At 69.1% G+C, this 14,284-nt stretch carries 12 protein-coding genes; 5 read left to right on the top strand and 7 right to left on the bottom strand.

From position 1 onward, the window contains the following. Nucleotides 1-12: 12 nt before the first annotated feature. Entirely contained in the window at nt 13-846 is an 834-nt protein-coding gene (locus ACYVLP_RS07540; protein ID WP_460626726.1) for a small ribosomal subunit Rsm22 family protein, read from the bottom strand. Between the two features lie 318 nt (nt 847-1,164). On the opposite strand from ACYVLP_RS07540, the gene ACYVLP_RS07535 reads away from it, so the two are divergent. The 3 genes from ACYVLP_RS07535 (at nt 1,165) to ACYVLP_RS07525 (ending at nt 3,992) form a co-directional block, all read left to right on the top strand. After that, nucleotides 1,165-1,335, top strand: a complete 171-nt coding sequence (locus tag ACYVLP_RS07535; protein ID WP_460626725.1) for a hypothetical protein — start codon at nt 1,165-1,167, stop codon at nt 1,333-1,335. Nucleotides 1,336-1,367: 32 nt separating this feature from the next. After that, nucleotides 1,368-2,381 carry a PH domain-containing protein gene (locus ACYVLP_RS07530; RefSeq protein WP_460626724.1) on the top strand — a complete coding sequence of 338 codons (1,014 nt, stop codon included), beginning with the start codon at nt 1,368-1,370 and terminating at the stop codon, nt 2,379-2,381. A gap of 111 nt (nt 2,382-2,492) precedes the next feature. After that, nucleotides 2,493-3,992, top strand: coding sequence for an amino acid permease (locus tag ACYVLP_RS07525; protein WP_460626723.1), 1,500 nt, complete (start codon nt 2,493-2,495; stop codon nt 3,990-3,992). Here the strand turns inward: ACYVLP_RS07525 and ACYVLP_RS07520 are convergent. The 3 genes from ACYVLP_RS07520 to ACYVLP_RS07510 form a co-directional block, all read right to left on the bottom strand. Further along, complete coding sequence (locus tag ACYVLP_RS07520; protein WP_460626722.1) at nt 3,979-4,659, bottom strand: helix-turn-helix domain-containing protein; 681 nt, start codon at nt 4,657-4,659, stop codon at nt 3,979-3,981. The two genes, ACYVLP_RS07525 and ACYVLP_RS07520, sit on opposite strands and share 14 nt — an antisense overlap. A gap of 197 nt (nt 4,660-4,856) precedes the next feature. Continuing rightward, entirely contained in the window at nt 4,857-6,260 is a 1,404-nt protein-coding gene (gene pntB / locus ACYVLP_RS07515) for a Re/Si-specific NAD(P)(+) transhydrogenase subunit beta (RefSeq protein ID WP_460627066.1), read from the bottom strand. An 18-nt stretch (nt 6,261-6,278) separates the two neighbouring features. Next, the gene (locus ACYVLP_RS07510) at nt 6,279-7,823 is read right to left on the bottom strand and encodes a Re/Si-specific NAD(P)(+) transhydrogenase subunit alpha (RefSeq protein ID WP_460626721.1); all 1,545 of its coding nucleotides are present in this window, start codon (nt 7,821-7,823) and stop codon (nt 6,279-6,281) included. A gap of 174 nt (nt 7,824-7,997) precedes the next feature. Between ACYVLP_RS07510 and xylB the strand changes: the two genes are divergently transcribed. Beyond that, a complete protein-coding gene (gene xylB, locus ACYVLP_RS07505; RefSeq protein WP_460626720.1) occupies nt 7,998-9,431 on the top strand; it encodes a xylulokinase in 1,434 nt (477 codons plus the stop codon). Nucleotides 9,432-9,576: 145 nt separating this feature from the next. Here the strand turns inward: xylB and ACYVLP_RS07500 are convergent, their stop codons facing one another. The 3 genes from ACYVLP_RS07500 to ACYVLP_RS07490 all read right to left on the bottom strand — a co-directional run bounded on the left by ACYVLP_RS07500 (nt 9,577) and on the right by ACYVLP_RS07490 (nt 13,690). Further along, nucleotides 9,577-9,960 (bottom strand): SHOCT domain-containing protein, encoded by a 384-nt coding sequence (locus tag ACYVLP_RS07500; protein ID WP_460626719.1) that lies wholly within the window; start codon nt 9,958-9,960, stop codon nt 9,577-9,579. A gap of 247 nt (nt 9,961-10,207) precedes the next feature. Continuing rightward, a complete protein-coding gene (gene argS, locus ACYVLP_RS07495; RefSeq protein ID WP_460626718.1) occupies nt 10,208-11,968 on the bottom strand; it encodes an arginine--tRNA ligase in 1,761 nt (586 codons plus the stop codon). Between the two features lie 108 nt (nt 11,969-12,076). After that, entirely contained in the window at nt 12,077-13,690 is a 1,614-nt protein-coding gene (locus tag ACYVLP_RS07490) for a sunset domain-containing protein (RefSeq protein WP_460626717.1), read from the bottom strand. A gap of 299 nt (nt 13,691-13,989) precedes the next feature. On the opposite strand from ACYVLP_RS07490, the gene ACYVLP_RS07485 reads away from it, so the two are divergent. Then, nucleotides 13,990-14,284 (top strand): hypothetical protein (locus ACYVLP_RS07485; RefSeq protein WP_460626716.1); only part of this gene is annotated, 295 nt, incomplete at its 3' end.

The raw sequence follows: 14,284 nt of genomic DNA, 5'->3' as shown, positions 1-14,284 counted from the left end.
GGAATATGCACCTCATTCCGGAAGCGCATCTCCCCATTCGGTGTCGCGGGCTTTTCGGTACCGGTCGCCCTGTTTCCTGGAGATCACCTCGCGCCCGGCCGTGCCATCCGGCCGGCACACCTGGAGCTCCACGAGACCCTTGCGCCTCATGGGGTGGCGCAACACGCGTGCGGGACGGGTCACGGCCTCGAACCCGGCGAGGGCCGCCTGTGGCGATGCCCCGGCAACCCACGAGAACTTCTCGTCCTCGTACGACAGCTCGCCACCCTTGATCCGCCGATGCGCGGCCGAGCGGTTGACCCGCGCTGCAAAATGGCACCAGTCCCCCTGTGGCAGAGGACAGCTCGCCGCGTGAGGGCACGGACCGAGCAGGGCCCACCCGGCCGCAAGCAGCGCGTCGCGCACACGCAGGATGCGTGCGTAGCCGTCCGGAGTCCCCGGTTCGGCGACGACCACGACCCTGCCCCGGGCCATCGCATCCCCGACGAGGCGCGACTGCGCTGCGTCATCGAGCTCGCTCAGGACGTAGGAGACCGTGACGAGGTCGGCCTCGACGTCCGGCCACCGTCCTGCGACCGCCTGATCGAACCGCGCGTGTGAGAGCGCGCCTGCGGGTGCGTCCGACACCAGGCGCCGGCCGAGAGCGAGCGCCTCGTCCACCTGGTCGAGCACCACGATCGACTCGAGTGAGCCGAACACGGCCGCGGCCGCCCACGCCGCAGCACCTGTCCCGCCACCCAGGTCGAGCATCCGGCGCGGCGCGAAGCCCGTGCCCGCCACGTCGCGAAGGATCCGTGCCAGCGCGGCGTGAGTTGCCGGCATACGGTATGCGGCGTAGGCGGCCACCTGGATTTCGCTCGCCAGGATTGGAGTGGCAGCGGGCGCAACCGCCCTATACCGTGCGACCAGCGCCTCAGTCGCCTGCGTCAGGTGCCGCTCGTCGGCTCCGCGCAGGGTCCGGGTGAGCGCCTCCCGGAGCTCAGCCGCATAGGAAGAAGGTCTCGACACCGGTCCGGGCACGCGATGGACAATAGTCGCGTCACCCCGGCCCCCCGCGGGCGAATCGGGACACGCGGGGATCCCATCCCACTTCACATCTGTCACTTGCGGCACACTGGCCTCAGACGTATGCCATCCGGCCATACCCTCCAAGGAGCGCACCCCATGGGTCCCAAGACCAAGAAGTTCATCGGGATAGCGGTGCTCGCCTTCTTCGCTTATGCCGTCTTCACCTCCCCCGACAAGGCCGCCCAGATCGTCGCGAACATCTGGGGTGTCATCGTCGACGGGTTCAATGCGATCCTGACGTTCTTCGGATCCTTGCTGAACCAATGACGCGACGCTGACGACCGGCGGGGGCAGGCACCATGGCAGCACGACGAAACAGCGACATCCCGACCGGGCTGACGCGCGTGCTGCTGCCCGGCGAGAAGCTCGTCATCGCCGTGCACGCCCACTGGGCCCGGCTCGCCGAGCCCGTCATCACCATGATCCTCGGCTTCTTCGTCGCCGTCTGGATCGACTCCAACGTGACGAAGTCGTCCCAGGTCGTCGGGACCCTCTTCTGGTGGGTCTTCTTCATCCTGCTCGCCCGGCTCATGTGGGAGCTGCTCAACTGGCAGCACAACTGGTTCGTCGCGACTGACAAGCGACTGCTGCTGCGCTACGGCCTGATCGTCCACAAGGTCGCGATGATGCCGCTGCTCAAGGTGACCGACATGAGCTACCTGCGGTCCATCCCCGGCCAGTTCCTCGGCTACGGCAAGTTCGTGCTCGAGAGCGCCGGCCAGGACCAGGCGCTGCGCGAGGTCAAGTGGGTCCCCAAGCCGGACGAGACCTACCGCGCCATCTGCGCCGAGATCTTCCACATCGTGCCGCCCCCCGCTGACGAGGACGACCTCGACGACGAGTTCGACGAGCTCGGCGGCGGACCGGGCGGCGGGCCCAGCGCCGGACCGAGCGGGCGCGGATCCGGCGGTGGTTATGGCGGGTCGGGGGGCTACAGCCCCGGTGGGTACGGCCCCGGCGGCTACGGCGGCGGCCCGGGTGGAGCCACTCCCCCGGCCAGCCCGATCAGCGCCGGTGGTCACCAGCCCGGCTACCCCGATGTCCATCGCACCCACAACCCGATCCAGGACCGCCTCGACTCCTACTCCCGAGCCCTGCCGATCCAGCGGACGCCCCGCCTGGAGACGGTGTACGAGAGCGAGGACATCAGGCGCCGGCGGCGGGCCGCCGACACCGGTCCGATCTGGCAGCAGCCACTCGCGAAGGACCTCCAGCCGCGGCCACCCCAGACCGGTCAGACCGGCCAGTCCGGGGCTCAGCGGAAGCGGCCTCGCCGCGTCGCCGACCCGGGCGAGGACCCCGGCGACGACTGAGCCGCAGGCCGGCCCGGCGACTCACCCACGGGGCCGCCATCTCTCGCCCTCGCCGCGGGACGGGTCTAGTTTGGTTTGGACCAGTCGACCGCAGACGTTCGGGAGGTCCGCATGAGTGTCTTTCGTACCAAGTCGATCGAAGCCTCGATGGCCTCGGCTCACGAGGCCGACCACCATCTCAAGAGACGACTCACGGCTCTGGACCTCACGGTCTTCGGTGTCGGCGTCATCATTGGCGCCGGCATCTTCACGCTGACCGGCAGAGCCGCGAAGGACTACGCCGGCCCGTCGATCGCGCTGTCCTTCGTTGTCGGTGCCATCGTCTGTGGCCTGGCGGCCCTCTGTTACGCCGAGTTCGCGTCGACGGTGCCGATCTCCGGCTCCGCCTACACGTTCTCCTACGCCACGCTCGGCGAGATCATCGCGTGGATCATCGGGTGGGACCTCCTCCTCGAGCTCATGCTGGGGGCGAGTGTCGTCGCCCAGGGATGGTCGACCTACTTCGTCAAGTTCCTCGACCAGGTGGGGGTCACCTGGCCGGCCTCGGTGGCACCAGGGTCGCACTTCGACCTGCCCGCGTTCCTGCTCATCGCGCTGCTCACCGCCCTGGTCGCCTACGGCATCAAGGAGTCGCTGCGGGTCAACCTCGTCCTCGTCGCGATCAAGATCTTCATCGTCCTGTTCGTGATCTTCGCGGGCCTGGCCTACATCAACCGCGACAACTGGTCGCCGTTCATCCCGCCGGCCCAGCCTGGCGCCGCGTCCTCGGGCCTGTCGACGCCGCTGTTCCAGTGGTTGACCGGCATCGAGCCGGTCACGTTCGGCGTGCTCGGCATCATGTCCGGGGCAGCCGTCGTCTTCTTCGCCTACATCGGGTTCGACGTCGTCGCCACGACTGCCGAAGAGGCGAAGAACCCGCAGCGCGACCTGCCGATCGGCATCATCGGCTCGCTCGCGATCTGCACCGTGCTCTACATGGCGGTCTCGCTCGTCATCACCGGCATGGTCAACTACAAGGACATCGACCCGGATGCCGCGTTGGCGTCGGCGTTCTCGGCGGTCGGCAAGGAGGGGTACGCGACCCTGATCTCGGCGGGCGCCGTCGCGGGCCTGACGACGGTCGTCATGACCCTCATGATCGGTGCGACCCGGGTGACCTTCGCGATGAGCCGGGACCGGCTCATCCCGAGCGGGCTCGGAGTCACGTCCGAGCGCACCGGCACCCCTTTGCGGCTCACCATCATCATCGGCACGCTCGTGGCCCTCATCGCCTCGCTGACCCCGATCGGCAAGCTGGAGGAGATGGTCAACATCGGGACGCTGACGGCATTCATGCTCGTGTCGATCGCGATCCCGATCCTGCGCAACCGGCGCCCCGACCTCAAGCGGTCCTTCCGTGTGCCGGGCAGCCCGTGGATCCCGTGGTTGTCAGCGCTGTTGTGCTTCTACCTGATCCTCAACCTGTCGATCGAGACGTGGATCCGGTTCGTGGTGTGGATGGTCATCGGTTTCGTCGTCTACTTCGGGTACTCCAAGAGCCACAGCAAGCTGGCCACGGGCGAGCCCGAGGCCGGCGTCGAGGGCACCCCCCAAGTCCTCAGCGACCGCTGAGCCCGGGGGTTCCCGAGGTCTCAGCGACCGCTGAACCAACAGGTTCCGTGGCGGCCCACTCTGTTCGGTCCATCCAGCTCCCGCTGGCCGGCTCGCACTGACACGGGCAGTCGGCCAGGCAGAGCGCCTCGAAGCACTCATCGAGACACTCGCACTCGGGCAACGGTGCAGCTTGGCTGGCTCGTCGAGCTCGCTCGAGCCGTTCGGCTCGTTCCACGCGCCGCTTCTCTCGCTCGCCGCCGACCGTCGGATGATCATCCGGCACGCCCTTGCGGGCCCGTCGGAGGTCCCGTTGAGTGCGCCCGTCGAACCACCCCGTGGCTGGAGGCTTCCCCTTACGCGGATCGATCCCCCGGTCGAGCGGCGGGTGCTCAGTCGGCGGGCGGGCGTCGAGATGGCTCGGGAAGCGCCGGCCACGGTTGTCGACGAGCGTGTCCGGCGGGACCGGCCGCACCTCGCGCCCGCGGTCGTCGAGGACCGCAAGGCGGAGCCCAGCGAGGCCAAGGATGGTCGCGAGCGTCCCTGCGTCGAGCTTGGCCTTGCCCGACTCCAGACGACCGACTGTCGCTGGCGAGACCCCCAGTGAGGTCGCCAGATCGCGCTGGCTGAGATCTGCGAGGCGACGCACCCTCCTGATGAAGCCGGGTCCTTCGAATCCCTCGTCCATACCGCCCCCTCCTTTCGCAGGAGTCTGGACGACACCGGTGACAGCAGCGGACTCGGCTTCGGGGCCCGTATGCCGCGGCGGCCAGGAGGTCCGCTGGCACGCTGTGATCTTGCTCCGGAATCCGGAGCAAGATCACAGCGTGCCAGAGCGACATCTCAGGAGGCCGAGAGTCGGGCTTCCAGCGGGGAGCGCGCCGGTCAGAGGGCCTTGATGATGTCCTCGACGCGCTCCTTGGCGTCGCCGAAGAGCATGGCGGAGTTGTCGCGGAAGAAGAGAGGGTTCTGCACGCCGGCATAGCCGGCGTTCATCGAGCGCTTGAAGACCACGACGTCCTTGGCGTTCCACACCTGAAGGACCGGCATCCCCGCGATCGGCGAGCTCGGGTCCTCGGCTGCGGACGGGTTCACGGTGTCGTTCGCGCCGATGACGAGCACGACGTCCGTCTCGGGGAAGTCGTCGTTGATCTCGTCCATCTCGAGCACGATGTCGTACGGCACCTTGGCTTCGGCGAGCAGTACGTTCATGTGTCCGGGCAGGCGCCCCGCGACCGGATGAATGCCGAACCGGACATCGACGCCGCGTTCGCGCAGCTTGGCCGTGAGGTCCGCGACGGGGTACTGCGCCTGAGCGACCGCCATGCCGTATCCGGGGGTGATGACGACCGAGCCGGCGTGGGTCAGCAGGTCGGCGACCTCCTCGGCGTTCGTCTCGCGGTGGTCTCCGTAGTCGACGTCCCCGCTGGTGACGGCGCCGTCCGAGCCGAACCCACCGGCGATGACCGAGACGAAGGAGCGGTTCATCGCCTTGCACATGATGTAGGACAGGTATGCACCAGAGGAGCCGACGAGGGCGCCGGTGACGATGAGCAGGTCGTTGCCGAGCATGAAGCCCGCCGCGGCCGCGGCCCATCCGGAGTAGCTGTTGAGCATCGACACCACGACCGGCATGTCGCCGCCGCCGATCGAGGCGACCAAGTGCCAGCCGAAGGCCAGCGCGATCGCGGTCATGATCGCCAGCGGCGCGATCGACGCCGACGCGACGAACCACACGAGCAGCCCCGTCGACACGACGAGCGCCGCCAGGTTCAGCCAGTGCCGCGCGGGCAGCATCAGAGGCCGGGACGAGATGCGCGCCGACAGCTTGAGGAACGCGACGATCGACCCGGTGAACGTCACCGCACCGATGAACACGCCGAGGAAGATCTCCACGAGGTGGACGCCGTCGGTCTCCGCAGCGACCGCCCCGGCGCTCGAGGCGGTGTATGACGCGAGGAAGGTGTTGAACCCGACGAGGACGGCCGCCGCACCGACGAAGCTGTGCAGCATCGCGATCAGCTCGGGCATCCCTGTCATCTCGACGATGCGCGCCCGCCAGATGCCGATCGACGCGCCGATCGCCATGGCCACGACGATGAGCACGACATTGAGCGCGGACGACCCGCGCAGCGCCAGCCACAGTGTCGCGACGAGCGCGAGCGCCATACCGACCATGCCCAGGACGTTGCCGTCCTTGGCGGTCTCGTGCTTGGAGAGCCCGGCGAGCGACAGGATGAACAGAATCGCGGCGACGATGTATGCCGCCTGGATGAGTGCGAGGTCCACTCCGGTTGTCACGTGCGCTCAGCCCTTCCGGAACATCGTGAGCATGCGGCGGGTGACGAGGAAGCCACCGAAGATGTTGATGCTCGCGATGAGGGTCGCGAGGAAGGCGAGGATGAGGATCGCGGCCGACATCCCGGAGCGCCACTGGCCCAGCTGGATCAGCGCGCCGACGACGATGATGCCGCTGATCGCGTTGGTCACCGACATCAGCGGGGTGTGCAGCGCGTGGTGCACATGCCCGATCACGTAGTAGCCGACCACGACCGCGAGCGCGAACACGGTGAAGTGCCCGAGGAAGCTCGGCGGCGACACCGCCGCGATCGCCCCGAACACGATCGCCGCGATCACCATTCCGACATACCGCCGGCGCGGATCCTTCGGCTTCTCAGGCTCCTTCACGACTGCCGCAGCCGACGCGGCGACCACCGGGGCAGCGCTGACCTGGATGGCCGGTGGCGGCCACAGCAGCTCGCCGTCGCGGGCGACCGTCATGTTGCGCTGCACGACATCGTCGAAGTCGAGGACGAGCTGCCCGTCCTTGCCAGGCGTGAGCAGCTTCATGAGGTTGACGAGGTTGGTGCCGTACAGCTGCGAAGCCTGAGTAGGCAGACGCGCGGCGAGGTCGGTGTAGCCGATGATCTTCACGCCGTTGGCGGTGATGACCAGCTCGTCCGCCACCGAACCCTCGACGTTGCCGCCGTTGGAGGCAGCCATGTCGACGATCACCGATCCGGGCTTCATCGTCGCGACCATGTCGGCGGTGATCAAGCGCGGAGCGGGCCGGCCCGGGATCAGTGCCGTGGTGACGACGATGTCCACCTGCGGCGCCTGTGCGGCATACAGCTCGGCGGCGCGTCGGTTGAAGTCCTCGCCCATCTCGCGGGCGTAGCCGTCGGAGGACGCCTGGACCTCGGGCATCTCGACCGCGAGGAACTCCGCGCCCATCGACTCGACCTGCTCGGCGACCTCTGGGCGGGCGTCGGTCGCCCGCACGATCGCGCCGAGCGAGCGGGCCGTGCCGATCGCCGCGAGGCCTGCCACCCCGGCTCCGGCGACCAGCACGGTGGCCGGCGGCACCTTGCCGGCCGCGGTCACCTGACCGGTGAAGAAGGAGCCGAACTCGTGCGCGGCCTCGACGACGGCCCGATAGCCGGCGATGTTCGCCATCGACGACAGCACGTCGAGCGACTGCGCCCGGCTGATCCGGGGCACGGCATCCATCGCCATGCCCGTCACGCCCGCGGCGCGCAGCTTCTCGACGAGGTCCGGGCTGAGGGCCGGAGCCATGAGCGCGACCAGCACGGTCCCCGGACGCAGCCGGGCGATCTCGTCGTCGGTCGGCGGGTTGACCTTGTGGATGATCTGCGAGCCCCACGCCTCGTCCGCGCCGACCACGCGAGCCCCCGCGGCGGCATACGCCGCGTCGTCGAAGCTCGCGAGCGCGCCGGCATCCGTCTCGACGACGACGTCGTAGCCGAGCCCGACGAGCTGGGCGACGGTCTTGGGCGTCGCTGCAACCCGCGTCTCACGGGCACGCGACTCACGTGGGACACCGATCTGCACGCTTGGCTCCTTGCCGATCGAGGGGAGGCGGCACTGGATCATGAACCTAGACCACGAGGGGCCGCTATCGGGGTGAGTGCCTGCCAAATCACACCCGGTTGCCGGACCCCTCGGCGCCGCCGTCTCTGATCGTGGGCAGTTGCACGAGAAGGGCGCACGGGAGACCCTTTCGGCATGGATCAACCGCAGCAACGCGTCACCGATGGACAGACCCTCGTCGCAGGGGTGGACAGCTCGACCCAGTCGACCAAGATCGTCGTCTGCGACGCCGAGACCGGCGCGGTCGTGCGCACCGGCCGGGCGCCGCACCCGGACGGCACCGAGGTCCATCCGGACCGCTGGTGGGAGGCCTACGAGCAGGCCAGCAGCGGCGGCATCCTCGACGGGGTCGCCGCCATCGCCGTCGGCGGCCAGCAGCACGGGATGGTCGCCATGGACGAGGGCGACCGGGTCGTCCGCGACGCGCTGCTCTGGAACGACACGCGCAGTGCCGGGGCCGCCCGGGACCTCACGGACGAGCTCGGTGGGGTGGCCGCGTGGGTCGACGCGGTCGGCCTCGTGCCGGTCGCCAGCTTCACCGTGACCAAACTGCGCTGGCTCGCCGAGAACGAGCCGGAGCATGCCGCGCAGGTCGCCCGGGTCGTGCTGCCGCACGACTGGCTCACGGGACGAATCCTTCAGCAGGGCAACGGTTTCCACCGCTGGACCACCGACCGTGGGGACGCCTCGGGCACCGGCTACTGGTCAGCGGCCAAGGGCGACTACCGGCTGGACCTGCTGGAGCGTGCCTTCGGCCGGGTCGTCGATGTGCCCGACGTCCTCGCGCCTGCCGAGGCCGCCGGCCACACGGATGGCGGCATGCTCGTGGCTGCCGGTACGGGCGACAACATGGGCGCGGCCCTGGGCCTGACCCTCTCCCCCGGCGATGTCGTGGTCTCGCTCGGCACCAGCGGCACGGTCTTCACCCCGCACGACTCGGCCATCCGCGACGAGACGGGCGCGATCGCCGGCTTCGCGGACGCCACCGGACGCCACCTGCCCCTCATGTGCACCCTCAACGCGGCACGCGTCCTGACGGCGGCGGCCTCGATGCTGGGCGTCGACCTGGCGACGCTCGACCGGTTCGCCCTGTCGGCCGAGTCGGGCGCCGGAGGCCTGAGCCTGCTGCCGTATCTCGACGGAGAGCGCACCCCCGACCTGCCCGACGCCACCGGCACGCTGAGTGGCCTCACCCGTTCGAACGCCACCCCCGAGAACCTCGCCCGGGCCGCCGTCGAGGGCATGCTCTGCAACCTCGTCGCCGGTGTCGACGCGCTGCGTGACAATGGCGTGTCCGTCGAGCGGGTGCTGCTCATCGGCGGCGCGGCCGCCTCCCAGGCCGTTCGCGAGATCTCGCCGGGCCTGTTTCGCGCGCCGGTCGTCGTGCCCACACCGGCCGAGTACGTCGGCATCGGTGCCGCACGCCAGGCCGCCTGGGCGCTGTCCGGCGCTTCGGAGCCGCCCACGTGGGCCCTCGAGGTCGACTCGGAGTATGCCGTCCCGCCGGGTGACACGTCCGACGTGACGTCGCGCTACGCCGAGCTGCTCGCAGCCCTGCACGGCCGCTGACCCGGACCGCCCCGACCGCGCAACACACCCGGAAATCGTCAACTCCCGATGGTTATTACCGTGCGGAGCTGACGACTTCCGGGTGTGTTTGCGCGTGGACTGTCAGGAGTGCGGGCGTCAGGAGGCGAGCATCGCGAGACCTGCGTCAGGAGGCGAGCGCCTTGGCCTTGAGCTGGTCGAACTCCTCCTGGCTGATGGTGCCGTTGTCGAGCAGCTCCTTGGCACGGGCGATGTGGTCGGCGGGTGACATCGGTGTGTTCGCCAGCGTCCGGATGTAGCTCTCCTGCTTCTCCCTCATCGACTCGGCGTCGGAGATGTGCCGGCTCTGCATGCCCTTGCCGCGCACGATGAGGTAGATGAGCGCCGTGATGAACGGGAAGAAGATGAGCAGGATGATCCACAGCGCCTTCATCCATCCGCTGACCGAGTCGTCACGGAACAGGTCCGTGATGATGGTGAAGAGCACCATGAGGTAGGCCATGAAGGCGAAGAAGATGAAGATGAACCAGACGATGTCCCAGAACGACATGGGCTAGACCTCTTTCGGGGAAGGCTGCGGCGCGAGCTGCTGCTGAGCGTGCCTTCATACTGCTCTGGGCGGCCGTTCCCGGATAGGTCTTCTGCTCACCCGCAACGGGTGATCAGACCGGGCGTTTCCGGACCGTCGGTCAGGTCGGCGTCCCGGTCCCGGCCCCGGTCCCGGCCCCAGCCCCGGCCCAGGCCCCCGAGCCGGCGACCGGCTCTGGCGTATCTGCGTGTTCAGATCGACGAGCGGGTCACATCTGTTCGGGGGACTCCAGACCGAGCAGGTCCAGCCCCGTCGTCATGACGCGGAATACGAGCGCGCACAGCGTGAGCCGCGAGGCTCGCACCTCGTCCCGCTCGGCCTTGAGCACGGGGCAGTTCTCGTAGAAGGCTGAGAAGGCCTGGGCGAGCTCGAACAGGTAGGCCGCGAGCCGGTGCGGTTCGTACGTCGACCCCACCTCGCCCACGACCTCGCCGAAGCCGAGCAGCTGGATCGCCAGCGCCCGCTCGTGCGGTTCGCCGATGACGACCGGTGCGTGCTGGAGCGACGGCTCGAGCGCGACCTGCCTGAAGATCGAGCGGATCCGGGCCACGACGTACTGCAGGTAGGGGCCGGTGTTGCCCGTCAGCGAGACCATCCGGTCCAGGTCGAAGACGTACTCGCTGTCGTGTGCGACGGACAGGTCCGCGTACTTCACCGCGCCGATGCCGACCTGCCGGGCGATCGTGCCGCGCACGCTCTCCGCGAGGTCCGGCCGGTTGGCGTCGATGAGGGTCCGTGCCTTGTCGACCGCCTCGTCGAGCAGGGCCATGAGCCGCAGCGACGACCCGGACCGGGTCCGCAGGATCTTGCGGTCTTCACCGAGCACGTTGCCGATCTGGACATGGACGGGAGTGACGTCGTCCGGCAGCCAACCCGCCTTGCGGGCGGTGTCCCACACCATGTTGAGGTGCAGCGACTGTGGTGCGCCGATGACGTAGAGCACCCTGTGGGCGCCGAGCTTGGCCACGCGGTACCGGATGGTGGCGAGGTCGGTGGTGCCGTAGTTGTAGCCGCCGTCGGACTTGCGGATGATCAGCGGCACCGGCTTGCCCTCGCGGCCGGTGTATCCGTCGAGGAACACGCACAGCGCGCCGTCCGAGATGGTCGCGATGCCCTTGGCCTCGAGCTCGTCGCAGATCGCCCGGAGCTCGTCGTTGTAGCTCGACTCGCCCGCGAGGTCGTCATCAGTCAGGGTCACCCCGAGCGTGGAGTAGACCTTGTTGAAGTAGATATTGGACATGCCGACCAGGTCGTGCCAGTAGCCGAGGGTCTGCTCGTCGCCCGCCTGGAGCTTGACGACCCGCGCCCGCGACCGCTTGTCGAAGTCGCCTGCGCTGCCTGCCGGTTCGGCCTTCTCGGCGGTGTCGAACTTGGTCCGGGCACCCTGGTAGAAGGCATTGGGGTCGCTCACGAGCAGCTCCGCCTCGGGCGAGTCCTCCCCGACCTCCAGCAGGTGCTCGATGAGCATGCCGAAGGGCGTGCCCCAGTCGCCGATGTGGTTCTGCCGGATGACATTGTGGCCGAGATGCTCGAGGGTGCGGGCGAGGGAGTCGCCCACGATCGTGGTCCGCAGGTGCCCGACGTGCATCTCCTTGGCGACGTTGGGCGCGGAGTAGTCGATCGGGATGTTCTGGGTCGGCTCCAGCGGCACGCCGGTCCGCTCGTCGGCATCGACGTCGTGGAGCAGCTCGGCGAGCCAGGCGTCGGAGAACGTGAGGTTGATGAAGCCAGGCCCGCTGACCTCGACGTGGTCGCACACACCATCGAGGTCGAGCGCGTCGACGATGCGGCTCGCGAGGTCACGCGGCGGCATACCGACCTTCTTGGCGAGCGCGAGCGCGGCGTTCACCTGCACGTCCGCGAACTGCGACGGCCGCAGCACCGGGTCCGCCTCGCGATAGTCGTCGCCGAGGGCGACGGCGATCGCGGACTGGACCTTGGGCGTGAGCGCGACGAGCGGTGAAACCATGCGGGCCAGTCTATGAGCGCGCCATGAGTGCCCGCGCCCACGTTTCACCGCCGGACAGGCCGGGTATGCCGTCCCGCCCCCTCAGCATCGAGGGCTGAGGTCGCGGGTTCACTCCCCTTCGCGGTTGAAGCCGGCTCGACGGGCTGCTTCCTCGTTGTAGAACCACACGTCCGGCTCGACGTCGTCATAGCCGTCGTCGGCGGGCGCCAGGAAGGTCCGGCCCTCACGCGTGCCCTTGACGGCGTGGCCCAGCGGCTGCGCACCGTCGGCGAGCGGAGCGGCGGACCCGATCCCGAAGCCTCCGTCGGTGACCTCCTCGAAGGTGGAGATCCGGCGACCGCCCGGCGCTTCGGCGGGCTCCTCCTCGGCGTCCGGTTGTGGAGGGTTCTCGTCGTCCTGGTCTCCCAAGCCCTCCACACCCTGCCCTGTGTCGACGGTGGGTTGCGGCTCGGTCACCTCTGGCTCGGCGGTGTCCTGCTCGAGGCCAGGCACCCCCGGGGTCGTGGCCCACGGCTGTCCACGGTGGTCGCCCGGGTCGCCCCCTGGAGTGCCCCCCAGCGCGACGTGCGTCTCCCGGTCCTGCAGGGCAGGAACCGCCTCGGCAACCGCCTCCGCGGGACTGGTCACCTCCAGGTTCGGCTCGGCGGGCTCGTCGGAGGCCGTGTCGGACTCGGCCGCCGGCCCCTCGTCTGCGTCGCCCGCCTCATCTGCGTCGCCCGCCTCGTGCGCCTCGCGCTCCTCGTGTGCGTCGCCCGCCTCGTCTGCGACGCCCGCCTCGTCTGCGTCGCCCGCCTCGTCTGCGTCGCGCTCCTCGTGTGCGGCGTCCGGCACGCCTGACTCGTGTGCCTCACGTGGCTTCTCGTCCGGCTCGGCGCCCTCCGGGACGTCGCCCGAGGAAGCCTGCCCAGGTGAGTGGGCCTCGGCTTCGGGCACGAAGGTCGGACCACTCCACGCGTCCTCGCTGGCCTCCGGCTTGGGCTCGGCTGCTGCCTCGGGCCCGACCGTCGACTCCGGCTTTTCCGCAGCCTCGGCCTCAGGCTCGAGGGGCTTCGGCTCCCGCTCAGTTTCGGGCTCGAGGGCCTTCGGCTCCGGCTCAGTCTCGGCCGGTGTGCTTGCGGCAAAAGGATTCTCGGCGTCGGCGAGGTCTTCTTCGTCGTCCTCGTCGTGCGCGTACGCTGCGCCCAAGGCACCAGCGGCGACTGCGCCCGCTCCCGCGCCCAGGCTCGTCGACCGGGGTCCAGAGCCTGCCGGCTCGGCCCGCGTGGTCGGCTCATCAGGCGCCTCGGGCACCTCGGACGCCTGGTCGGGACCTCGCCCGGCGAAACGCTGCCCGCGGTCGTCGACGAGATACCCCTCCGAGTCCGTCGGCACGTCTGGATCGACAAGGTCGGCGCGACGGGCGAGATCCTCGTGCTCGGCACGCGCAGCCTCCGCGGCCGCGCGATGGTGTTCGGCCTGCTCCTCCAGATTCCTTGCGGCCGCGGCCTTCTCGTCCGCCTCGGCTCTCGCTTCCGCAGCTATCCGACCAGTCACGGACGCACGGTCCTCTTGGTTCTGCACCTGCGGAAGACGCTCCTGCACGTGAGCGCGCAGCTCCGAGGCCTCGAACCGTCGCGCGTCTGCCTCCTTGCTCCGACGGGCTGAGGCAAAGAGCCAGATGATCACAGCGACGACCACGAGCGCGACGACGATCCACAGAATCGTCTTTCCTGTGTCGGACATGCCATCCCCTTCGATTCCGGGACCGTACGAACACCTCTCACGCAACCTACTGCGCACAGTCGCCGAGCGGCGCGATCAAGGCCCCGGTCGCCCATACGCCCACCGTTCCCGGGGTGGCCCAGCACACCACCCCATGCCCGTATGCCGTCGGGTCGCCATAGCGTCGATAGTGCCCTCGCCTGCGGGCTCGTCTGGTTGTGGATAACGCTAAATGCGCTGTGCTGCAGGCGAATTCCACCCGGGCCGCGTTGCACTCTGTTCGAACATGTGTTCTAATGGATCCAGAGGGAAGGAGGCAGATGCCATACACGATCGACACCGTGACGCGCCTGTGGGCGCCGATCGAGTTCATGCTGACGACGCACCGGACACCCGCCTCGACCCCGGATCCCCGCCCGGTCATCGCCTGGGCGGACCAGACCCTGGCCGCGCTCATGGACGCCTGCCGTCGGCGCCACTGCCCCGAGCTGGTCGCGCGGTCGCTCGGCACCCCGACCACCGCGAGCACCCCGACCGCGAGCACCCCGACCGCGAACAGCCCGACCGCGAACAGCCCGACCGCGAGCACCCCGACCGCGAACAGCCCGACCGCGA

Source organism: Intrasporangium mesophilum, from assembly GCF_054783095.1.
Note: the sequence above shows the minus strand (reverse complement) of the source record. Positions and strands in the feature narration are given on the sequence as shown.